The organism is Xanthomonas protegens, from assembly GCF_038442435.1.
Classification (GTDB): domain Bacteria; phylum Pseudomonadota; class Gammaproteobacteria; order Xanthomonadales; family Xanthomonadaceae; genus Xanthomonas_A; species Xanthomonas_A sontii.
The window spans coordinates 67,005-89,603 of record NZ_JAQJCQ010000003.1; the positions used below are offsets into that span (position 1 = coordinate 67,005).

Here is a 22,599-nt window from a genome sequence, read left to right on the forward strand (position 1 = left end):
TCAATCCTGGGAGGGATCGATGTTGTCCAGAACGTTCTTCACCGCGGCGCTCGCCGCGGCCGGCCTGCTGCTCCTCACCGCCTGCGGCAAGGGCGGTGGCGATGCGGCGACCGCCGACGCCACGCCCGTGCGCATCAGCGTCGGGTCCTACAATCTCAACAACCTGCCGTTCTTCATCGCCGACGCCAACGGCTACTTCGACCAGGTCGGGGTCAAGGTCAAGACCGAGAACTTCGCCCAGGGCGGCTCCAAGGTGCTGCAGGCGCTGGTGGCCAATTCCACCGACGTGGCGGTGGGCTTCTACGATCACACCATCCAGATGCAGTCCAAGCGCAAGGACGTGGTCGCCTTCGTGCTGCTCTCGCGCAATTCCGGGCTGGTGCTGGCCGGGCGCAACGACACCGCCTTCGATCCGGCCAAGCCGCAGACCATCAAGGGCCTGAAGGTCGGCATCACCGCGCCGGGCTCCTCGTCCGACTTCTTCGTGCGCCATTACCTCTCGCGCAACGGCATCGCCGAGAGCGCCGTGTCGCTGATCGGCGTCGGCTCCGGTGCGGCCGCAGTGGCGGCGCTGGAGCAGGGCAAGATCGACCTGCTGGTCAACTACGACCCGGCGGCGACCCTGATCAGCGAGCGCAAGATCGGCAGGATCCTGATCGACGCGCGCAGCGATGCCGGCGCGCGCCAGGTCTACGGCGGGCTGTACCCGACCTCGGTGATGTACGCCAACCGCAGCTTCCTGGAGCAGCGGCCGCAGGATGCGGAGAAGATCGTGCGCGCCGAGCAGATGGCGCTGCGCTTCATCGCCGACCACTCCGCCGAGGAGATCGTCGCGGCCTTGCCGGACGCCTACGTCTCCGGCGACCGCGCCACCTATGCGCGGGCGGTGGAGAACGCGCGTGCCATCTTCACCCGCGACGGGCGCTTCGTCGCCGCCGACCTGGAAACGCCGTTGACCGTGCTGCGCGAGTTCAACCAGGACGTGGCGCGCGCGGACATCGATCTGTCCAAGACCTACACCAACGCCTTCGTCGACCGCGCCAGCGGTGCGGGGAAGGCGGCCCAACCGTGAGCGGAGGAACCATGGCACGCAACGCTACCGTGCAGCGCCTCAACGGCGCGCCGCACCTCGATCCGGCGCAGACGATGGTCGCGATCAACAACGTCACCATGTCCTTCGGCGATTTCACCGCCGTGCGCGACGTGGACATCCAGGTCGCCGATGGCGAGTTCCTCGCCATCGTCGGCCCCACCGGCTGCGGCAAGAGCACCATCCTCAACTCGGTGGCCGGCCTGCTGTCGCCGTCCGCCGGCCAGGTGGTCATCGACGGGCGCCCGGTCGCCGGCGTGCAGGAAGCGGTCGGCTACCTGTTCCAGCAGGATGCGTTGCTGCCGTGGAAGACCGCCTTCCAGAACGTGGAACTGGGCCTGCGCTTCCGCGGCGTGGCCGAGGCCGAGCGCAAGCAGCGCGCCAACGCCTGGCTGGCCAAGGTCGGCCTGGCCGGGTTCGAGCATCGCTATCCGCACCAGCTCTCCGGCGGCCAGCGCAAGCGCGTGCAGATGGCGCAGGCGCTGATCGTGGAGCCGAAGGTCATCCTGATGGACGAGCCGTTCTCGGCGCTGGACATCCATACCCGCCACCTGATGCAGAACGAACTGCTGCGACTGTGGCAGGAGCAGCGCCGCTCGGTGATCCTGATCACCCACGACCTGGAAGAGGCGATCGCGCTGGGCGATCGCGTGGTGGTGCTGTCGTCCGGCCCCGCCAGCCGCGTGGTGCGCAGTTTCGACGTGGACCTGCCGCGTCCGCGCAACGTCGCCGAGATCAAGCTCGACACGCATTTTACCGACCTGTACCGCGACATCTGGGCCTGCCTGCGCGGCGAAGTGGAGAAGAGCTATGCACGCCAAGACTGACAAACTCATCCAGCTCGCGTTGGTCGTGGCCGTGTTCGGCGGCTGGGAGGGCGGCATCGCCCTGGGCCTGATCGACCCCTTCTTCTTCCCGGCGCCGACCGCGATCGTGCAGCAGGCCTGGGCCTGGTTGTCCGATACGGGTTTCTACCAGCACGTCTACATCACCCTGACCGAGACCGCGCTCGGCTACGTCATCGGCACCGCCCTGGGCGTGGCCGGCGGTGTGTGGCTGGGCCTGAGCCGGCGCTCGGCGCGGATCCTGGATCCCTTCATCAAGGGCTTCAATGCGATCCCGCGCGTGGTGCTGGCGCCGATCTTCGTGCTGTGGCTGGGCCTGGGCCTGTGGTCGAAGGTGGCGCTGGCGGTGACCCTGGTGTTCTTCACCACGTTCTTCAACGCCATGCAGGGCGTGCGCGAGGTCAATCCGGTGGTGCTGGCGAATGCACGCATCCTCGGCGCCAACCGTCGCGACCTGCTGCGCCATGTGTACTTCCCGGCCGCGGCAAGCTGGATCCTGTCGTCGTTGCGGACCTCGGTGGGCTTTGCCGTGGTCGGCGCGATCATCGGCGAATATCTGGGCGCCTCCGCCGGCCTGGGCTACCTGATCGCGCAGGCCGAGGGCAACTTCAATGCGGTGGGCGTGTTCGCCGGCATCATCATCCTGGCCGCCTTCGTGCTGCTCATCGATGCACTGCTGGACGTGATCGAGAACCGCCTGATCACCTGGCGCCCGAACGCGCAGAACCAGGCGGCCAGCTGACCGGCGCAGGCACGCCGCCGGTCCGGCCGGCGGCGCGCTGAGGACCGCTTCCTTCTTCGCACCATCGCAACGGGCCAGCGCTGGGCCAGGCGCCCGGCTGGCCGGAGAGACCCCGCATGCATCCACATCCCGTGCTGCCCCGCGCAGCGCTGACGCTCGCGCTCGGCCTGCTGCTGGGCGACGTCGCCGCGCAGACCGTTTCCACCGCACCCACAACACTGAGCCAGGCCGAACTGACCGCACTGGTGCGGCAACAGGCGCAGCAGATCCAGCAATTGCAGGCGCGGCTCGACGCGCTGCAGGCCCCGGCCGCGCCGGCGGCGTCGACTCCGGCTCCCTCTGCGCCGGCACTGGAAGGGCGCGTCGCCGCGCTCGAATCGGCGCAGTCCAAGGCGCCGAAGGTGTCGTGGTCGAAGGGCGCGCCGGAGTTCGCCAGCGCCGATGGCAATATCGTGTTCCGTCCGCGCGGCCGCCTGTTCGTCGATGCGTCCAGCACCGAGGGTTCCGCCGCCAGCCAGCGCAACCTGTCCGGCACCGAGATCCGCTCGGTGCGACTGGGCGCCGAAGGCCGCTACGGCGCGCTCGGCTGGGTGGTGGAGGGCGACTTTGCCGACAACGCCGTCGCCTGGAAATCGGTGTACGCCAGCGTCGACCATCGCCTGTTCGGCCTGCCGGCCGAGCTGAGCGTGGGCAATCGCCTGAACGATCGCGGCATCGACGGCGCCAGCAGCACCTCCAACACCCCGTTCCAGGACCGCAACGTGGTCGGCACGCTGATCCTGCCGCAGCGCGGCCTGTTCGGCGTTGGCCTGACCGAGCGCGTCTACGGACGCGACTGGCACGCCAGCCTGTCGGTGGCGGGCAACGACCTCAACAACGCCGGCGACGACAACGATAGCCTGACCTGGGCGGCGCGCGCGCACTGGAATCCGCTGGCCGGCAAGGCCGCGACCGTGCACCTGGGCGCCTGGGCCTTTCACGAGGAGATCGCCGCGGGCGCCAGCGGCGTGCTGCGCAGCTCGGCGATCGCCGGGCACTTCAACGATCAGGTCCGGATCGCCCCGGGCACGCTGCTGGGCGCGCAGCGCAGCGATGCCTACGGTGCGGAGCTGGCCGGGGTCTTCGGTCCGGCCTGGGCCAGCGGCGAATGGGGGACGCGCAACCTGCGCGGGCGCGACGCGGCCGGCGGCTACGATCTCGATCACCAGGCCTGGGCCGTGTCGGCCGGCTGGTTCCTGGCCGGCGCGCGGCCGGCGTACGCCAGCAAGACCGGAACCTGGGGCCGGGTCAAGGTCGCCGATCCGGTCACCGCCGGTGGCGCGGGCGCCTGGGAGCTGAAGCTGCGCTACGAAGACGTGGACTACGCCGAGTTGCCGAGCGGCGGCCGTGGCCAGGCCTGGACGCTCGGAACCAATTGGTACCTCAACGACGTCAGCCGGCTGATGCTCGACGTGATCCGCTGGCAGACCGACAACCGCAGCGGCGCGGTGCAGGGCAGGGACCAGGGCACCACCTTCAATACCCGCCTGCAGGTGGCGTTCTGAGCGGCTGAGCGGGGAGCGGGCGACCCACGCGTGCGCACGGTCCCTCGTGCGTCCACAAGCTGCGTGCGGTCCAAGCCGTTTGGTGGCGTCAGTTCTTGCCTGAGCGAATGGCGCCCCCCTGACTGCGCGCTGTGCGGCGTGCGCGGCCAGGCGTCCGCCGCTGGCGGTATGACGGTCGAAGTATGTATAATCCGTGCATACCGAACGGGCATACGCCGATGGAAGCCACTGTCGCCGAACGCGGTCAGATCACCCTGCCGAAGGCAGTGCGCGATGCGCTGGGCCTGAGCAAGGGCACCATCCTGAAGGTGGAACTGGACGGCGGCCGGATCATCCTGCGCAAGAGCGTGGACGATGCCATCTCGCGTGCCCGCGGCCGCTTCAAGCTCGACGGCTTCGCCAGCACCGACGAGGCGATGCGCGCCATCCGCGGCCGCGCCCCGGGCGATCCGTTCGAACCCGAGCCCGACGCCGGCGCATGATCGCCATCGACTCGTCCGTGCTGGTGGACCTGCTGGCCGACGGCCCACAGGCCGATGCCACCGAAGCCTGCCTGCGCCAGTGCCTGAGCACCGGCCCGGTGGTGGTCTGCGACATCGTCCTGGCCGAAGTCTGCAGCGCGCTGCGCGACGGCGCCGAGGCCTTGTCGGTGCTGGAGGACATGAGCATCCGCTTCAGCGCGCTGGAGGCCAAGTCGGCCTTGCGCGCCGGCGAGATGCAGCGCCGCTTCCGCGCCCGTGGCGGAAGGCGCGAGCGGGTGGTGGCCGATTTCCTGATCGGTGCGCATGCGCTGCTGCAATGCGATGGCCTGATCACCCACGACGACCGTTTTTTCCGCGATTACTTCAAAGGCCTGAAGATCATCGTCCCCAAGCCTGCCGGCTGACGCCGCGCTGCCGCTACCGCACATCCCCACCGTATTTTTCCGGAGAACCCGCATGTTGGAAGCCTATCGCCACCACGTTGCAGAGCGCGCCGCGCTCGGAATCCCGCCGCTGCCGCTGAGCGCGCAGCAGACCGCGCAGGTCATCGAACTGCTGAAGAACCCGCCGGCCGGCGAGGAGCAGTTCCTGGTCGAACTGCTGAGCCACCGCGTGCCGGCCGGCGTCGACGACGCTGCCAAGGTCAAGGCCTCGTACCTGGCCGCGGTCGCCTTCGGCAGCGAGAAGACCCCGCTGATCTCGCCCACCCGTGCCACCGAGCTGCTGGGCACCATGCTCGGCGGCTACAACATCCATCCGCTGATCGAGCTGCTGGACAACGCCGAGCTGGGTGCGGTCGCCGCCGAGGGCCTCAAGCACACCCTGCTGATCTTCGACGCCTTCCACGATGTGCAGGAAAAGGCCGAGGCCGGCAATGCGCACGCCAAGGCGGTGCTGCAGAGCTGGGCCGAGGCCGAGTGGTTCACCAGCAAGCCGGAAGTGCCGCAGAGTCTGACCATCACCGTGTTCAAGGTGCCGGGCGAGACCAACACCGACGACCTGTCGCCGGCGCCGGACGCCACCACCCGCCCGGACATCCCGCTGCACGCGCTGGCGATGCTGAAGAACAAGCGCGACGGCGCGCCGTTCGAGCCGGAAGAAGACGGCAAGCGCGGTCCGATCCAGGCCATCGCCGACCTCAAGGCCAAGGGCCACCTGGTCGCCTACGTCGGCGACGTGGTCGGTACCGGTTCCTCGCGCAAGTCGGCGACCAACTCGGTGCTGTGGTGGACCGGCGAGGACATCCCGTACATCCCCAACAAGCGCTTCGGCGGCGTGTGCCTGGGCTCGAAGATCGCGCCGATCTTCTACAACACCATGGAAGACGCCGGCGCGCTGCCGATCGAGCTGGACGTGTCGCAGATGGAGCACGGCGACGTGGTCGAACTGCGTCCGTACGAGGGCAAGGCGCTGAAGAACGGGCAGGTGATCGCCGAGTTCGCGATGAAGTCGGACGTGCTGTTCGACGAAGTGCGTGCCGGCGGCCGCATCCCGCTGATCGTCGGTCGTGGCCTCACCGCCAAGGCGCGCGAGTTCCTGGGCCTGCCGGCCTCCAACCTGTTCCGCCTGCCGATGGACCCGCCGGACACCGGCAAGGGCTTCTCGCTGGCGCAGAAGATGGTCGGCCGCGCCTGCGGCCTGCCGGAAGGCCAGGGCATGCGCCCGGGCACCTACTGCGAACCGAAGATGACCTCGGTGGGCTCGCAGGACACCACCGGCCCGATGACCCGCGACGAGCTGAAGGACCTGGCCTGCCTGGGCTTCTCCGCCGACCTGGTGATGCAGTCGTTCTGCCACACCGCGGCGTACCCGAAGCCGGTGGACGTCAAGACCCACCACACCCTGCCGGAGTTCATCTCCACCCGCGGCGGCGTGTCGCTGCGTCCGGGCGACGGCGTGATCCACAGCTGGCTCAACCGCATGCTGCTGCCCGACACCGTCGGCACCGGCGGCGACTCGCACACCCGCTTCCCGATCGGCATCTCGTTCCCGGCCGGTTCCGGCCTGGTCGCCTTCGCCGCCGCCACCGGCGTCATGCCACTGGACATGCCCGAGAGCGTGCTGGTGCGCTTCAAGGGGCAGATGCAGCCGGGCGTGACCCTGCGCGATCTGGTCAACGCGATCCCGCTGTACGCGATCAAGCAGGGCCTGCTGACCGTGGCCAAGCAGGGCAAGAAGAACATCTTCTCCGGCCGCATCCTGGAGATCGAAGGCCTGCCGGAGCTGAAGGTGGAGCAGGCGTTCGAACTGTCCGACGCCTCCGCCGAGCGGTCGGCCGCCGGCTGCACGGTGCGCCTGAACAAGGAACCGATCGTCGAGTACCTGACCAGCAACATCACCCTGCTGAAGTGGATGATCGCCGAAGGCTATGCCGACGCGCGTTCGCTGGCGCGGCGGATCAAGAAGATGGAGGAGTGGCTGGCCGACCCGCAGCTGCTCGAGCCCGATGCCGACGCCGAGTACGCGGCGGTGATCGAGATCGACCTGGCCGACATCCACGAGCCGATCGTGGCCTGCCCGAACGACCCGGACGACGTGAAGACCCTGTCCGACGTCGCCGGTGCGGCGATCGACGAAGTGTTCATCGGCTCGTGCATGACCAACATCGGCCACTTCCGTGCCGCGGCCAAGCTGCTGGAAGGCAAGCGCGACATCCCGACTCGCCTGTGGGTCGCGCCGCCGACCAAGATGGACGCCTCGGAGCTGACCAAGGAAGGCCACTACGGCACCTTCGGCGCCGCCGGCGCGCGCATGGAAATGCCGGGCTGCTCGCTGTGCATGGGCAACCAGGCGCAGGCGCGCGAGGGCGCCACGGTGTTCTCGACCTCCACCCGCAACTTCCCCAACCGCCTGGGCCGCAACACCAACGTGTACCTGGGCTCGGCGGAGCTGGCGGCGATCTGCTCGCGCCTGGGCCGGATCCCGACCAAGGACGAGTACATGGCCGACGTGGGCGTGATCAAGACCAGTGGCGAGCAGATCTATCGCTACATGAACTTCGATCAGATCCAGGACTACCAGGACGTGGCCGCCACGGTCGCCGCCTGATCGCCCCGGCGATGCGCTGACGCGACGTGCCGCCGATGCGGCACGGTCGCAACGAAGAAGCCCGGCACTGCCGGGCTTTTTCGTTGGTGGTGCCTGCGCTGCGTACGACGCTGGGTTCGCCGCCTGCCTACGCTAGGCCGGCGGCGCGGGCGCTCGCCCTTGCAGCCAGTGTTCCAGCGCCGCCGCCGGCAGCGCCGGCGCGAACAGGAAGCCCTGCAGCACGCGGCAGCCCAGCCGCGCCAGGAACGCGCGTTGCGCTTCGGTTTCCACGCCCTCGGCGACCGTGTGCATGCCCAGGGTCTCGCCGATCCGCAGCACCGAGGTGGTCAGCGCCCGCGAGGTCTGGCAGTGCTCCAGGTCGCTGACGAAGCTCATGTCCAGCTTGAGCTCGTTGACCGGCAACTGGTGCAGATGGCTGAGGCTGGAATAGCCGGTGCCGAAGTCGTCCAGCGACAGCAGCACGCCGCTGGCCTGCAACTGGCGCAGGTTGGCCAGCACTGCGCTGGTGTTGGAGAGCATGACGCTTTCGGTCATTTCCAGTGCCAGGTCGGCCGGTTGCAGGCCGGACGCGGCGAGCAGGCCTTCCACCCGCGTGGGCAACTCGGGGTCGGCGAAGTTGTTCGCCGACAGGTTCACCGCCACGCGCGGCACCGCGATGCCGCGCAGACGCCAGTCGGCCATCTGCCGGCAGGCTTCGCGCAAGACCCACTGCCCGAGTTCGTCGATCAGCCCGCATTCTTCGGCCATCGGCACGAACCGCGCCGGCGAGATCGCGCCGAGATTGGGATGTTCCCAGCGCAGCAGCGCCTCCACGCCGTACAGCGCGTGCGGCGCCTGGCTGTCCAGTTGCGGCTGATAGTGCAGTTGCAGTTTGTCGCGATGCAGGGCGTCGCGCAGCGCGGTCTCCATCGCCACGCGTTCCTGCGCCATGCGGTTCATGTCGGAACTGAAGTAGCACACGCTGTCGCCGCCCTCGCGCTTGGCCCGGAACATGGCCAGGTCGGCATGGCGCAGCAAGGTCTCGATGTCGCGGCCGTCGTCGGGGAACATGGCCACGCCGATGCTGGCGCTGGGGTGCAGGGTCACCTGGCCGACCACCAGCGGTTCGGCCAGCGCCAGCAGCAGGCGTTCGGCGACGCCGGCGGCCTGCTCGACGCTGCAGTTCGGCAGCATCAGCACGAACTCGTCGCCGGCCTGGCGACCGACCAGATCGGTCAGGCCCAGGGTGTCGCCGATGCGCCGGGCGATGTCGCGCAACAGGCCGTCGCCGGAGGCGTGGCCCTGGGTCTCGTTGACGCGCTTGAAGCGGTCGAGGTCCACGAACAGGATCGCCACCGGTGCGCCCTGATGCTCGGCGGCGGCCAGCGCCTGCTCGGCGCGGGCGCTGAACATCACCCGGTTGGGCAGGCCGGTGAGCGAGTCGTAGAAGGCGAGCTGGTGCACGCGTGCCCTGGTCTGCTCGCGTTCCAGCGCCAAGGCGCACAGATGCACGCAGAGCTCGATCAGGCGCAGGTGCCAGGCCAGCGGCTCGCGCACCTGCCGGTAGCACAGCGCGAAGCTGCCGAGGACACGACCGCTGCTGGACTTGATCGGGGTGGCCACGCAGGTGCCCAACTCCACATGCTGCACCAGCCCCATGTAGTCGGCGAACAGCGGGTCGGTGCGCGGGTCGAGCACGAGCACCTGCTTGCCGCGCCAGATCGAGGTGGCGAGGGCGCCGGCACGCGGTCCGGCGCGCATGTTGCTCATGGTCTCGCCGAACCGCGCCGGCATGCTCGGCGCCGCCAGCGGCTGCAGGCAGCCGTTGCCGTCGACACTCACGATGGCGGCCATCAGTTCCGGCGCGATGCGCTCGACCTCCTTGCAGATCAGCGTGGCGACCTCGACCAGCGGCTGTTCGCGGACCAGCGCATCCAGCACGTTCTTGTGCAGCACCTCGTGCATCTTGCTCTGGGTGATGTCGGTGAACGAGAGGATGTAGTGCTGTTGGCTGCCGTCCTCGCTGGCGATGGGGGTGGCCACCAGGGTGGCCCACAGCGGCGTGCCATCCTTGCGATAGGCCAGGATGTCGACCTGGTGGCCGAAACCGGCGCGCACGCGCTCGCGGGTCTGCTGCACGGTCTGCAGGTCGGTGCCGGGGCCGCTCAATACGCTGCTGGGCAGGTGTCCCAGCACTTCGTTTTCGGTGTAGCCGAACACCTGGCTGAAGCCGGCGTTGACATAGAGGGTGTTCAATTCCGGATCGCAGACGACGATGGCGTTGTCGCTGGAGTCCAACGCCAGCGACAGCAGCCGCATCCTGGCGTCGCGGGCGCGCTCTGCGCTGATGTCGCGCACGAACAGCACCTGCAATTGGCTGTAGTGCTGCGGTGCCCGCGCCGCGCTCACCGCCAGCCAGCGTGCTGCGCCATCGTAGTCGTGCAACAGCAGCTCGTAGTTGCCGCTGCCGCCGTCGCGCAGACACTGCGCGAGGAAGTCTTCGCGCACGTCGGCATCGGCCAACTCGCCGAGCGGACGCCCCAGCACCTGCGCGCGGGGACGGTTCCACAGCGCCTCGGCGGTGTGGTTGAAGGCAACCACACGCGCCTGCGGATCGACGATCAGCACGCCTTCCGGTGCGTATTGCAGGCAGAGCAGCAGGTCCAGTTCGGAACGCGCCGATGCCACCCGCGCCGCCTCCACGCTGACGTCGCTGGGCACGCTCGACGTTGTGACGCGGCGGCCCGGCATGGTGTCAGCGCGCCTGCACGGACAAGGCGATCAGTCGCTCGGCGATCTTGTCCAGCGGCAAGACCTCCTGTGCCGCGCCCAGGCGGAAGGCGGTGCCGGGCATGCCCCAGACCACGCTGGTGGCCTCGTCCTGGACCAGGGTGCTGGCCCCGGCCTGCAGCATTTCCAGCAGGCCGCGCGCGCCGTCGTCGCCCATGCCGGTGAGGATCGCGCCGATGGCGTTGGCGCCGGCATTGCGTGCCACCGACTGGAACAGCACGTCCACCGCCGGCTTGTGCCGGTTGACCGGCGGGCCGTCGTCGATCTTGCAGCGCCAGCGCGCACCGTCGCGGATCACCTGCAGGTGTTTGCCGCCGGGCGGCAGGTAGGCATGGCCGGGCAGGATCGCTTCGCCTTCGGTCGCTTCGCGCACGGCCATCGCCGAGTGCCGGTTGAGGCGGTCGGCGAAGGCGGTGCTGAAGCCGGCCGGCAGGTGCTGGGTCATGACCACCGCAGGCGCGTCGGCCGGCATGCCTTCCAGCACCACGCGCAGCGCTTCGGTGCCGCCGGCGGAGGCGCCGATGGCGATCAGCCGGTCGGTGGTGCGGAACTTCAGCGAGGACACTGCGGCGGGCGTGGCGGTGGCGCCGGCCGGTTTCGGCGCGGCCGGCCGGTCCAGGGCGCGGACCTTGGCCTTGGACGCATTCTTGACCTTGGCGATGATCTCTTCGGCGTACTCCTCCAGCCCGCGGGCCACGTCGAGCTTGGGCTTGGAGACGAAGTCGACCGCGCCCAGCGACAGCGCCTGCAGGGTGGTGTCGGCGCCGCGCTCGGTCAGCGAGGAGATCATCACCACCGGCGTGGGCCGCAGCCGCATCAGGTTTTCCAGGAACGCCAGCCCGTCCATGCGCGGCATTTCCACGTCCAGGGTGATCACGTCCGGATTCAGGCGCTTGATCTTCTCGCGCGCCAGCAGCGGGTCGGCGGCCGAGCCGACCACTTCCACGCCGGGCGCGCCCGACAGGATTTCGGTAAGGATCTGTCGCACGACCGCCGAGTCGTCGACGATCAGCACGCGGCAAGGGGCTTCCAGGCTCATTCGAACAACTCCACGGCACCGGTGACGGGGGCTTTGGCGAGACGGGCGCGCACCGCCGACTCGGCCGCGGCGATTTCGGCTTCCTCGTGCGCGTGCGGCAGGCGCTGCACGACCACGCGGCCGGTAGCGGGGAAGAACCAGATCTTGCGCGGATGGATGCCGCGCAGATCCTCGGCCACCACCGGGATATGTTCGGCCTTGAGGTAGTTCAGCACGAAGTCGGCGTTGCGCGTGCCGACCGGATTGTTGGTGAAGCCCTTGAGCACGTTGCCGCCGCCGAACACCTTGGCTTCCAGGCGGTTGCGGGCGGCGCCGCGCTTGAGCAGGTCGTTGATCAGCACTTCCATCGCATAGCTGCCGTAGCGGGCAGGCGCGCCGTCGCCGCTCTGGCCGTCGGGCAGCATGAAGTGGTTCATGCCGCCGATCTTCAGCAGCGGGTCGCGGATGCAGGCGGCCACGCACGAGCCCAGGATGGTGGTCAGCGCGGTGTCGTCGTCCACCACCAGGTACTGGGTCGGCAACAGCTTGGCCGCCATCGTCTGGAAGCGCGTGTCGTGATAGCGCATCACCTGGTCCAGGGCCATGGCCGCGGCGCTCATGCGCGATCCTTCTGCGCCCGGCGATACAGCGTACGGCCGCAGGGCTGGATCAGGTCGGCCGCATGCAGATAGTTTTCCGAATGGCCGGTGTAGAGCATGCCGTCGTCGTCCAGGTGCGGAATCAGCCGCGACAGGATGCCGCGCTGGGTGGGCTTGTCGAAATAGATCATCACGTTGCGGCAGAACAGCGCCAGGTACGGGCCGGCGACGTCGTAGCGCGGTTCCAGCAGGTTGAGCTGGCGGAATTCGAGCAGGTCGCGCAGCGCCGGCAGCACCCGGCACTGGCCTTCGTTGGCGCCGCTGCCGCGCTGGAAATACTTGCGCTTGAGGGCGGGATCGAGGCTGGCGACGCGTTCCAGCGCGTACACGCCGCGCGAGGCGGTGGCCAGCACCTGGGTGTCGACGTCGGTGGCCAGGATCCGCACCGGCGGGGTCAGCGTGCCGAACGCCTCGCAGGCGGTGATCGCCAGCGAGTAGGGCTCTTCGCCGGTGGACGAGGCGCAGGACCAGATCTTCAGCGGTGCCGCGCCGGAGTGCTTCTGCAACTCTTCGCGCAGCCGCTCGAAATGGTGCGGCTCGCGGAAGAACGAGGTCAGGTTGGTGGTCAGCGCATTGGTGAACGCCTCCCATTCGTCGCCGCCGTCGCGCTCCAGCCAGTCCAGGTAGTCGCGGAACGAGCGCAGGCCCAGCACGCGCAGCCGCCGCGACAGCCGGCCGTAGACCATGTCGCGCTTGGCCGGGGCCAGGGCGATGCCGGCCTTCTGGTAGATCAGGTCGCAGACCCGCTTGAAATCGCGGTCGCTGAAGTCGAAGTCGCGATTGTCGGAACCGGAGGAGGGCGAAGCGGGAGTCTGGATGGCCATGATGCGCAGCGATGGTCGGTCAATCGGGTTATCGGCCGGGAACGGACGAAATTGACAGCTGGCAGTCAGGAAAGACCGCCGGCGGTGGCGTGGGCGCTCAGAACTCCTGCCACTGGGCCTCGCTGGCGGCGGCGCTGGCGGGGCGCGGGCGCGCTGCCGCACGCGGCCTGGCGCGGGCCGGGGCCGGCACGGCTTGCGCCGTCGGCGCGTTGGCGGCCGCGCCGTGATAGGTGTCCAGCTTGAAGGCGGCGATGGCCGCGCCCAACTGGCCGGCCTGTTCCTCCATCGAGCGCGCCGCGGCGGTGGCTTCTTCCACCAGGGCGGCGTTTTGCTGGGTGCTCTCGTCCATCTGCACCACGGTCTGGTTGACCTGCTCGATGCCGGCGGACTGCTCCTGCGAGGCAGCGGCGATCTCGCCCATGATGTCGGTGACGCGGCGCACCGAGGTCACGATCTCGCTCATGGTGTGGCCGGCCTGGTCGACCAGGGCCGAGCCTTCGGCGACGCGGCCGACCGACTCGTCGATCAGCGTCTTGATCTCCTTGGCGGCGTTGGCCGAACGCTGGGCGAGGGTGCGCACCTCGGTGGCGACCACGGCGAAGCCACGGCCCTGATCGCCGGCGCGCGCGGCCTCGACGGCCGCGTTGAGCGCCAGGATGTTGGTCTGGAAGGCGATGCCGTCGATCACGCCGATGATGTCGGCGATCTTCTTCGACGAGGCCTCGATCCCGTTCATGGTGGTGACCACCTGGCCGACCACGTCGCCGCCCTGCGAGGCCACCGCGGCGGCGCCGGCCGCGAGCTGATTGGCCTGGCGTGCGTACTCGGCGTTCTGCTTGACGGTGGAGGTCAGCTCCTCCATCGAGGCGGCGGTGCGCTCCAGGCTGGCCGCCTGCTGCTCGGTGCGGCGCGACAGGTCGCCGTTGCCGCTGGCGATCTCGGTTGAGGCGACATTGATGTTGGCGGCGGCGGCATGGATGCGGCCGACGATCGCCGCCAGCTGTGCGGCGGTGGCGTTGGCGTCGTCGCGCATGCGACCGAACACGCCATGGAACTCGCCGTGCATGCGCGCGGTCAGGTCGCCGGCGGCGATGGCCCGCAGCAGCGTGGACAGCTCGCCCAGGTTGCGGTCGCTGACCTCCATCATCGCGTTGAGGTCCTGCACCATCAGCCGGAACCCGTACTGGAAACGTTCCGGGTCGCCGCGCGTGCCGAAGGCGCCGGCCGCGGCCGCCTCCGCCAGCTGCTTGATCTGCTCGCTCATCGCGGTCAGGTTCTGCTTGGCCATGTCCATGGTTTCGGTGAGCACGGCCTTCTCGCCGGGCAGGCGGTCCATGTCCTCGGACAGGTCGCCGATCGCATAGCGCTGGATGATCTGCAGCAGGCGCATCTTCACCGCGATGTGCGAGGCCACCAGCTCGTTGGTGCCCTTGACCATCTGCCCGTACTCGCCGGGGAAGGCGTTCTCGTCCATGCGGTAGCTGATGGTGCCGCACGCGTGCTGCCGTGCCATCTCGTCCTGCGCGCGGATCACGCTGTGGATGCGCGAGCGCATGATCAGCATGTCGTCCATCAGCTCGCCGATCTCGTCCTTGCCGTGCGGATAGGTGGCGCCCTCCAGTTCGCCGCGCGCCACCGCCTGCGACAGGCGCTTGGCCGCGTGCAGCTGGCGCGCCATCCCGCGCGCGATCAGCCAGGCGGTGACGCTGGCGAACAGCACGGCCAGCCCGAGCAGCGTCACGATCAGGGTCTTGGTGTTGGACAGCTGGCTGTCGGCGCGGTCCATCTCCCGGTTCAGTTCGGCGACGTTGTACTGGGTCAGCGCCACGATGCGCTCGAACAGGGTCCGGCGCAGCGTCCGCGACTGGGTGTCGGAGATCTTCTGTGCGCCCGCCACGTCGCCGGCGCGCAGCGCCGCACCCATCTCGGTGTTGGCCTGCAGGTAGGCCTTCAGCGTCTCCTGCACGCCGGCGTACATCTGCACCTGCTTCTGGTCGCGCATCATCGCGGCGATGACCTGCTGGTTCTTCGCCACCTCCGTGCGCACCTTCTGCATGCGCTTGAAGTAGTCGGCCTGGGCCTGGGAATCGCCGGCGCGCGACAGTTGCGCCAGTTCGTAGGTCCGGAATTCGCCCAGTTGCGCGCGCACCTCGGCCAGGGCCTGGGTCGCCGGCACCCAATCGTGCTGGATGTGCTTGAGCTCGGCGATGGACAGGTTGGTCCGGGAGTAGGTAAAGCCCCCCAGCACCACCGTCAGCAGCGTGGTCACGGCGAAGGCGAAGATCAGCTTGTCGCGGATTTTCAGGTGCGCAAGTACGTTCATGGGCATTCCATGTGCAGCAGCGGGTTGAAAAAGGCAGGGCGGCCGGCGGTCAGCCGGCGAAGACGAAGCGCGGCGAGGGCAGCGCCGCGCCAGTGGCGGCGCTCGCAGGCGGGCGGGAGCCCATGCCGAACAGGGGCGCGCGTGCGGCGCCGCGGCGCCGCGACGGGAGGTTGGACGATGGCGGATGTCGGCGGCTGGGCATCACGTGCTCCCTGAACGGTCGCGGTGGTGATCCGGCGGTGACATGCGCGGACCACGAAGCGTGATCCTGATATCGACTAGCGCGGCGATAGCTTGAACCGCGCCGTGGTGCGAATCGGCGTGTCGTGCGTGATTGTTTCTATCGCAACGGTATGGCCGCTCAATCGGCCTCGATGGTCGGGGCTGCCGTGCGCACCAGCCGCAGCGGCGCCTGCCGCGCCGCACCGCGTGCGGGGGCCGCGGGCGTGGGGCCTGCGCCGCCGTTCGCGCCGGCCTGCGCCGGGTCCAGCCGGAACACCGCCGCCGCCTCGCCGAGCCGGCGGCCCTGGTCTTCCAGCGCCCGCGCCGAGGCGCTGGCTTCCTCGACCACGGCGACGTTCTGCTGGATCGCCTGGTCCATCTGCGCCACGGTGCGGCTGACCTGCTCGATGCCCATCGACTGCTCCTGCGAGGCCGCGGCGATCTCGCCGATGATGTCGGTCACCCGCTGCACCGAGGCGACGATCTCCTGCATGGTGCGACCGGCCTGGTCGACCAGGGCAGAACCTTCGTTCACGCGGCCGACCGACTCGTCGATCAGCGTCTTGATCTCCTTGGCGGCGTTGGCCGAGCGCTGGGCGAGGGTGCGCACCTCGGTGGCGACCACGGCGAAGCCGCGGCCCTGTTCGCCGGCGCGGGCGGCTTCCACCGCGGCATTGAGTGCCAGGATGTTGGTCTGGAAGGCGATGCCGTCGATGACGCCGATGATGTCGGCGATCTTCTTCGACGAAGCCTCGATCCCGTTCATGGTGGTGACCACCTGGCCGACCACCTGGCCGCCCTGCGAGGCCACCGTGGCGGCGCCGGTGGCGAGCTGGTTGGCCTGGCGGGCGTGCTCGGCGTTCTGCTTGACGGTGGAGGTCAGCTCCTCCATCGAGGCCGCGGTCTCCTCCAGGTTGGCCGCCTGTTGTTCGGTGCGGCGCGACAGGTCGTCGTTGCCGGCGGCCAGTTCGGTGGTGGCGCCGTGGATGCTGCGCGCCGCGGTCTGGATGCGGCCGACGATGTCGGCGAGCTGGTCGGCGGTGGTATTGGCATCCTCGCGCATCCGCGCGAACACGCCGTGGAAGTCGCCGTGCATGCGCGCGCTCAGGTCGCCGGCGGCGATGGCCTGCAGCAGCGTCGACAGCTTGCCGAGGTTGCGGTCGCTGACCTCCATCATCGCGTTGAGGTCCTGCACCATCAGCCGGAAGTCGTGCTGGAACCGGCCGGCGTCGCCGCGCACGCTGAAGTCGCCGGCGGCGGCTGCAGCGGCCAGGCGCTTGATCTCGGTGTTGATCGCCAGCAGGCTGGCCTTGGCCGCGTCCATCGATTCGTGCAGCACGGCACGGCTGCCGGGCAGGCGGCGGGCGTCGCGGCGCAGGTCGCCGTTGGCGTATTCGTTGAGCACCGCGATGGCGTCGACGATCGCGTCCAGGTGCTCGAACATCATGCGGTTGATGCTGGCGGCCAGGTCGCCGTACACGCCGGGGAAATCCTCCGGCATGCGGTGGGACATGTCCTTGTCGGCATGCAGCACCGCCATCTGCGCGGTCTCGCTGGAGAAGCGCTCCAGCATCCGGATCATCTCGCCGGTGGCGCGCAGCATCTCGCCGGTCTCGTCGCGGCCGGGGTTGTCGATGCGCACGCTGAGGTCGCCGCGCGACACCGCGCGGATCGCCTCCAGGCTGCGCGATACCGGCCGCAGCACCGAACTGCCGATCAGCCAGTTGATGCCGAAGGTGAGCAGCACCAGCACGCCGCCGGCCAGGGTCATCACGCCCGTGAAGATCAGCGCCTGCGCCTGCACGTCGTCCATGTACACGCCGGTGCCGATCACCCAGTGCCAGGGCGCGAATGCGGCGTTGTAGGAGACCTTCTCCACCGGCGTGGCGTTGCCGGGCTTGGGCCACAGGTAGTCGACATAGCCGCCGCCGGCCTCGGCCACCTTCACGAACTCGCGGAAGATCGGCTTGCCGTCGGCGCTGAGCACCTGGCCGATGTCCTTGCCGACCAGGTCGTGGCGGGTGGGGTGCATCAGCATGGTCGGGTGCAGGTCGTGCACGTAGAAGTAGTCCACGCCGTCGCGGGCGCGCATCGATTCCAGGGTGCGCAGGGCGGTGCGCTGCGCCTCGGCCAGCGGCATGCTGCCCTTGTCCACCTCGGCCGCATAGGCGCGCACCACGCCCAGCGCCAGCTCGATCTGGCTCTTCAGTGCCTGCTCGCGCGTGTTGCGGATGTCCAGGTACTGCATGCGCGCGGCAATCACCGCCAGCAGGACGATGCCGGCACCCAGCAACAAGGTCTGCCAGAGGAACTTGCGGCGCAGCGGCAGATCCGAGAGGCGGGTGAGCAACGAGCGAGACGACATCGACCTGGTCCTTGGAAAGGTTCCCAAAGGTTTAACGGCTCCGGGAACGGGGAAATTGAGCGCGCGGCGCGACCGATTCGTAGACAATCCTCGCGCTGGCGCGGCGGTCAAAAAAATCCCCGGCGCGCGGGCCGGGGATGGGGTGATGCAACGACAGGCCGGGCCTGTCTCAGAACTCCTGCCAGTCCGAATCGGCCAGTGCCGGCTCGACCTTGCGGGCACGCACCGCCGCCGGCTTGGCGGAGGCGACGGCCGCAGGCTTCTTCGCCGGCGCTGCCGGCCGCGGCGCGGACACGGCCTGCGGCGCGTGGACCGCGCTGGCCTGCGCCGACTGCTCGACGCGGAAGATCGACACGGCCTCGATCAGCTGGCCGGCCTGTTCTTCCATCGAACGGGCGGCGGCGGTGGCTTCTTCGACCAGCGCGGCGTTCTGCTGGGTGGTCTCGTCCATCTGGGTGACGGTCTGGTTGACCTGCTCGATGCCGGCCGACTGCTCCTGCGAGGCGGCGGCGATCTCGCCCATGATGTCGGTGACGCGCTGCACCGAGGCGACGATTTCGGTCATGGTCTGGCCGGCCTGGCGCACCAGGGTCGAGCCGTTGGCCACCTGGCTCACCGAGGCGTCGATCAGGCCCTTGATCTCCTTGGCGGCGTTGGCCGAGCGCTGGGCGAGGGTACGCACTTCGCTGGCGACGACGGCGAAGCCACGGCCCTGCTCGCCGGCACGCGCCGCTTCCACTGCCGCATTCAAGGCCAGGATGTTGGTCTGGAAGGCGATGCCGTCGATGACGCTGATGATGTCGGCGATCTTCTTCGAGGACGCCTCGATCCCGCTCATGGTCTGCACCACCTGGCCGACCACACTGCCGCCCTGCGAGGCGACCGTGGCGGCGCCGCCGGCCAACTGATTGGCCTGGCGCGCGTGCTCGGCGTTCTGGCGCACGGTGGAGGTCAGTTCCTCCATCGAGGCGGCGGTCTCTTCCAGATTCGCCGCCTGCTGCTCGGTACGGCGCGACAGGTCGTCGTTGCCGGCAGCGATCTCGCCGGCGGCGGCATTGATCGCGTTGGCCGCCTGCTGGATGCGGCCGACGATGGCCGCCAGCTGCTCGGCGGTGGCGTTGGCGTCGTCGCGCATGGTCGCGAACACGCCCTGGAAATCGCCATGCATGCGCGCGGTGAGGTCGCCCTGCGACAGCGCGGTCAGCAGCCTGGACACTTGGCCGATGCTGTCGCCGTTGGCCTGCAGCAGGCCATTGAGCTGCTGCGCCAGCTGCAGGAAGAAGCCGTGCTTGCCTTCGATGCCGACGCGCCCGCTGAGGTCGCCCGCGGCGGCCTCGCGCACGATCTTGGCCACTTCCTGCTCGACCTGCGCTTCCAGGGTACGGTCGCGCGATTCGCAGACAAAGCCGATGTGCGTGCCGTGCTGGTCGCGGATGGCGGTGATGGTCTGGGCGACGCGCGCGTCGACGTAGGCCATCTCGCGTTCCATCACCCCCTTCTTTTCCAGCTCCGCCAGGGTCTTGGGATCGTGCTGGTTGCCGTACTCCAGCACCGTCACCGGCGAGCCGACCAGCGGCAGGCTCGAGTCGAAGGCCGGCGCCACCGAGTGGATCTGCTCGGCGTACTTGTCGGTGAGGCCCTGCATCGACGGGTTGGCGTAGACGATGTTGTAGTCCAGGTCGACGATGAACATGCCGGTCGAGGAGTTGTCCAGCGCGGTGCGGATGCGCAGGTTCTCGGCGGCGACCGCGGCGTCGCGCTCGATGCGCCCGCGCAGGTCCTGCTGCATGCGCTTGAGCGCCTGCATCAGCTCGCCGATCTCGTCCTTGCTGTTGGCGTCGATATGCCCGTCGAGCTTGCCGGCGGCGACGTCGCTGGCCACCTTGACCGCATCGCGCACGCTGTTGGCGAGCATCCGCCCGAACAGGAAGGCCAGGCTGACCGCTGCGCCGAGGCCGATCAGCAGGCAGATCAGCAGGGTCGCCGACGCTTTGCTGTAGGTACCGCTGGCGGCATCGGCCGCGGCCTTGGCCTGGCGGTCGTTCTCGGCGATCAGGGCGACGACGTCGTCCACCACCTTGTTGTGCAGGGTGCGGGTCTCGCCGGTGAAGGTGTCGATAGCGTCGTCGTGCAGGTCGAGCTGCAGCATCTCGTCGACGGACTGGTAGGAGGCGCTGGCCTTCTTCCAGTCGGCGACCAGACGTTCGTAGATGGTCTTTTCCTGCGGGCTGCCGATCTTGGGCGGGTACTGGGCCAGGATCTGGTCCATCTGCTTCTTCAGCGCAACCTTGCGTGCGGCCGATTCCTTCTTCAGCGCATCGCTGCTGCGGATCAGGCTCTGGTAGGCGGAATTGCGATATTCGCCGAGGATGCCGCGCATCTCGCCGCCGGTGCGCACGCTCGGCACCACTTGCGCCGACACATTGCTGGCCACGCCATTGAGCGAGTGCAGACCGCGATAGGCGGCAACGCCCTGGATCAGCATCAATGCCAGCACGACGCCGAACGCCAGCATCAGTTTGGGCATCACCTTGAGATCTTTAATCCACTGCATGAGCGCGTTTCCCGTAATTCGGAGGGGGCGACAAGGGGCAAAAAACGGCAAACGCCGCCGTGCCGGACCGTGTGCACGGGTCCAGCACGGCGGCGCAATGGCTTACTTGATGGTCGCCAGCTTCAGGCTGGACGGCGCGCTAACCTGGATTTCGGCGCGCGAGCTGTCCCGCTCGATCTTGCCGATCACGCACACGTCCTTGCCTTCCAGGGTTTCCGGGGCGAAGCCGAACTTGCTGCGGTCGGCGCCGGCGATGCGGGCGGAGAAGGTGTGGCGCGGGAACATGCCGCCCATGTACAGGAAGGTCGGCTCGCCTTCGGAATTCTGCGCGTACTTGGCTTTCTCGACCTTGCCGCAGACCATGCCGTCCTTGCCGACGAAACGGGTGGCCATCTCCGGCGGGATCATCTGCTGGGACTGGGCGAAGGTGCTGGGGCTGGCGGCGAGCAGCAGGACCAGCAGCATGGGAAAGCTCGGTTTCATGGAACGACTCCTTGGGGACGGGGGCTGAAGTGAGGGCCGTGTGATGCCGGCCACTCTTCAGCTATCGGCGTGAAACCGGTTAACTTGATTCGCACAAGTGATAAACAGTTCGCATTTCAAATAAAAACCCGCCTTGCGGCGGGTTTCGTCTACAGCCGGGCGGCCGCCGCAGCGGCCGGGGGTCAGGCGGCTTCGTCGACGTGGGCGTGCTGCTGGCCGAACTCGGCGCTGTCGAGCAGGGTCTCGATATCCAGCAGGATCAACATCTTGTCGTCCTGGGTGCCGATGCCCGAGATGAAGCGGGTGTCGACCGCGGCGCCGAACTCGGGGGTCGGGCGGATCTGCTCTTCGTTCAGCGGGATCACGTCGGAGACGCTGTCCACCACGATGCCGACCACGCGGTTCTCGACGTTGAGCACGATCATCACGGTGAAGGCGTCGTAGCGCGCTTCCTTCAGGCGCAGCTTCAGGCGCAGGTCGATCACCGGCACGATGGTGCCGCGCAGGTTGATCACGCCCTTGATGTACTCGGGGGCGTCCGGGACCCGGGTGACCGAGTCGTAGCCGCGGATTTCCTGCACCTTGAGGATATCCACGCCGTAGTGTTCTTCGCCGAGGGTGAAGCTGAGGAATTCGCCGCCGGTGGCGTCGGAGTTGGAGGTGGTCTTGTCGTTCATCGTGTGCTCCTGGTGCGCACGGGATTGCGGGTGGTGGCGTGGGTGGGAAAGCGCGACTCTGATGCTAGATCGGCGCGGCCACGGCGAACTTTAGACCTGGATCGGCCGACCGCTCGCGGCGTTCAGGAAAGCACGCCGCTCTTGCGGGCGCTGCGCTGGCGCTCGATGCGGAACACGTAGCGCTGGATCGCCGCGTCGGCACCGCGCGGCAGGTCGTGGAAGCGCATGCCCACGCGCAGGATGTCCTGGCCGTTGGCGAGCTTGGAGACATACATGTTGCAGACCTGCAGGGTCAGCCGGATGGCGTCGGCATCGGGCAGCTGCAGCACGCAGTTCGGATAGCTCTGCTGCAGCTGCGGCATCGGCTGGCCCTGTACCAGCGCCACCGCCAGGCCGCCGCCGCTGATGTCCACCACGCGCAGCTTCAGGTCGACCTGGCCGGCATCGTCGTCGATGCGCAGCACGCACGACGGCGAATCGGTGATCGGGGTTTCCAGCCGGAAATGCTCGCGCCGCTGCAGGTAGTACAGCGATTCCGGCAGGGCGGCGCGCAGGCCCGGCTGGCCGTTGTCGTCGGTTCGCTGCGGGCTTTCGATGCGGAAACGCACCCGCACCTTGTCCAGCTGGGCGAAGCACAGCAGGTACTCGGCCTGCTCGGCGGCGCGGTTGGAGGCCTCGTTGACGCTCAGGTCCAGCAGCACGCTGTCCTCGTCCAGCTCCAGCAACGCGGTCGAGAAGGCCTGGTCGCGACCGCCCACGTGCGCGCTGACCTGCGAACGCTGCTGGATCAGCGACTGCAGCAGCTGGCGGATCTGTCGCGGCTTGGTCAGCAGGAAACGGTCGTCCTCCACTTCTTCTTCCGACGAAGTCGGGACAGGGGAGTCGCTGGGAGTGCCTTCGGCCATGGTGGAGAGTGGGTACTGGAGGTGGGTGGGGCGGCACCGCGTCGGGCCG

The 22,599-nt window shown here is 68.6% G+C and carries 17 protein-coding genes; 7 read left to right on the forward strand and 10 right to left on the reverse strand.

From position 1 onward, the window contains the following. Positions 1-19: 19 nt before the first annotated feature. The 7 genes from PIQ37_RS05280 (at position 20) to acnB (ending at position 7,751) form a co-directional block, all read left to right on the forward strand. Entirely contained in the window at positions 20-1,072 is a 1,053-nt protein-coding gene (locus tag PIQ37_RS05280; protein ID WP_342072661.1) for an ABC transporter substrate-binding protein, read from the forward strand. Between the two features lie 11 nt (positions 1,073-1,083). Beyond that, entirely contained in the window at positions 1,084-1,917 is an 834-nt protein-coding gene (locus PIQ37_RS05285) for an ABC transporter ATP-binding protein (protein ID WP_342072662.1), read from the forward strand. Further along, on the forward strand, positions 1,901-2,677 hold the full coding sequence (locus tag PIQ37_RS05290; protein ID WP_342072663.1) for an ABC transporter permease: 777 nt from the start codon (positions 1,901-1,903) through the stop codon (positions 2,675-2,677). Before PIQ37_RS05285 ends, PIQ37_RS05290 begins: the two co-directional genes overlap by 17 nt. Before the next feature lie 116 nt (positions 2,678-2,793). Next, positions 2,794-4,221 carry an OprO/OprP family phosphate-selective porin gene (locus tag PIQ37_RS05295; protein WP_342072664.1) on the forward strand — a complete coding sequence of 476 codons (1,428 nt, stop codon included), beginning with the start codon at positions 2,794-2,796 and terminating at the stop codon, positions 4,219-4,221. A 218-nt stretch (positions 4,222-4,439) separates the two neighbouring features. After that, on the forward strand, positions 4,440-4,703 hold the full coding sequence (locus PIQ37_RS05300) for an AbrB/MazE/SpoVT family DNA-binding domain-containing protein (RefSeq protein WP_010343322.1): 264 nt from the start codon (positions 4,440-4,442) through the stop codon (positions 4,701-4,703). After that, a complete protein-coding gene (locus tag PIQ37_RS05305) occupies positions 4,700-5,107 on the forward strand; it encodes a type II toxin-antitoxin system VapC family toxin (protein WP_342072665.1) in 408 nt (135 codons plus the stop codon). The genes PIQ37_RS05300 and PIQ37_RS05305 overlap by 4 nt, the downstream gene beginning before the upstream one ends. A gap of 52 nt (positions 5,108-5,159) precedes the next feature. Next, a complete protein-coding gene (gene acnB, locus PIQ37_RS05310; RefSeq protein ID WP_342072666.1) occupies positions 5,160-7,751 on the forward strand; it encodes a bifunctional aconitate hydratase 2/2-methylisocitrate dehydratase in 2,592 nt (863 codons plus the stop codon). 132 nt (positions 7,752-7,883) lie between these two features. Here the strand turns inward: acnB and PIQ37_RS05315 are convergent, their stop codons facing one another. From PIQ37_RS05315 to PIQ37_RS05360, 10 genes are all read right to left on the reverse strand, one after another. Continuing rightward, on the reverse strand, positions 7,884-10,481 hold the full coding sequence (locus PIQ37_RS05315) for a sensor domain-containing protein (RefSeq protein ID WP_342072667.1): 2,598 nt from the start codon (positions 10,479-10,481) through the stop codon (positions 7,884-7,886). 4 nt (positions 10,482-10,485) lie between these two features. After that, positions 10,486-11,559 (reverse strand): protein-glutamate methylesterase/protein-glutamine glutaminase, encoded by a 1,074-nt coding sequence (locus PIQ37_RS05320; RefSeq protein WP_026143996.1) that lies wholly within the window; start codon positions 11,557-11,559, stop codon positions 10,486-10,488. After that, positions 11,556-12,158 (reverse strand): chemoreceptor glutamine deamidase CheD, encoded by a 603-nt coding sequence (gene cheD / locus PIQ37_RS05325; protein ID WP_017908723.1) that lies wholly within the window; start codon positions 12,156-12,158, stop codon positions 11,556-11,558. Before cheD ends, PIQ37_RS05320 begins: the two co-directional genes overlap by 4 nt. Then, positions 12,155-13,021, reverse strand: coding sequence for a CheR family methyltransferase (locus PIQ37_RS05330; protein WP_017917563.1), 867 nt, complete (start codon positions 13,019-13,021; stop codon positions 12,155-12,157). Before PIQ37_RS05330 ends, cheD begins: the two co-directional genes overlap by 4 nt. Positions 13,022-13,118: 97 nt before the next feature. Continuing rightward, the gene (locus PIQ37_RS05335; RefSeq protein WP_342072668.1) at positions 13,119-15,344 is read right to left on the reverse strand and encodes a methyl-accepting chemotaxis protein; all 2,226 of its coding nucleotides are present in this window, start codon (positions 15,342-15,344) and stop codon (positions 13,119-13,121) included. A 361-nt stretch (positions 15,345-15,705) separates the two neighbouring features. Continuing rightward, on the reverse strand, positions 15,706-17,931 hold the full coding sequence (locus PIQ37_RS05340) for a methyl-accepting chemotaxis protein (protein ID WP_342072669.1): 2,226 nt from the start codon (positions 17,929-17,931) through the stop codon (positions 15,706-15,708). A 169-nt stretch (positions 17,932-18,100) separates the two neighbouring features. After that, complete coding sequence (locus PIQ37_RS05345; RefSeq protein ID WP_342072670.1) at positions 18,101-20,485, reverse strand: methyl-accepting chemotaxis protein; 2,385 nt, start codon at positions 20,483-20,485, stop codon at positions 18,101-18,103. Between the two features lie 102 nt (positions 20,486-20,587). Continuing rightward, the gene (locus tag PIQ37_RS05350; protein WP_026143867.1) at positions 20,588-20,968 is read right to left on the reverse strand and encodes a hypothetical protein; all 381 of its coding nucleotides are present in this window, start codon (positions 20,966-20,968) and stop codon (positions 20,588-20,590) included. A gap of 182 nt (positions 20,969-21,150) precedes the next feature. Continuing rightward, positions 21,151-21,645 carry a chemotaxis protein CheW gene (locus PIQ37_RS05355; RefSeq protein WP_017910573.1) on the reverse strand — a complete coding sequence of 165 codons (495 nt, stop codon included), beginning with the start codon at positions 21,643-21,645 and terminating at the stop codon, positions 21,151-21,153. 122 nt (positions 21,646-21,767) lie between these two features. Further along, positions 21,768-22,550 (reverse strand): flagellar brake protein, encoded by a 783-nt coding sequence (locus PIQ37_RS05360; RefSeq protein ID WP_342072671.1) that lies wholly within the window; start codon positions 22,548-22,550, stop codon positions 21,768-21,770. Positions 22,551-22,599: the final 49 nt, after the last annotated feature.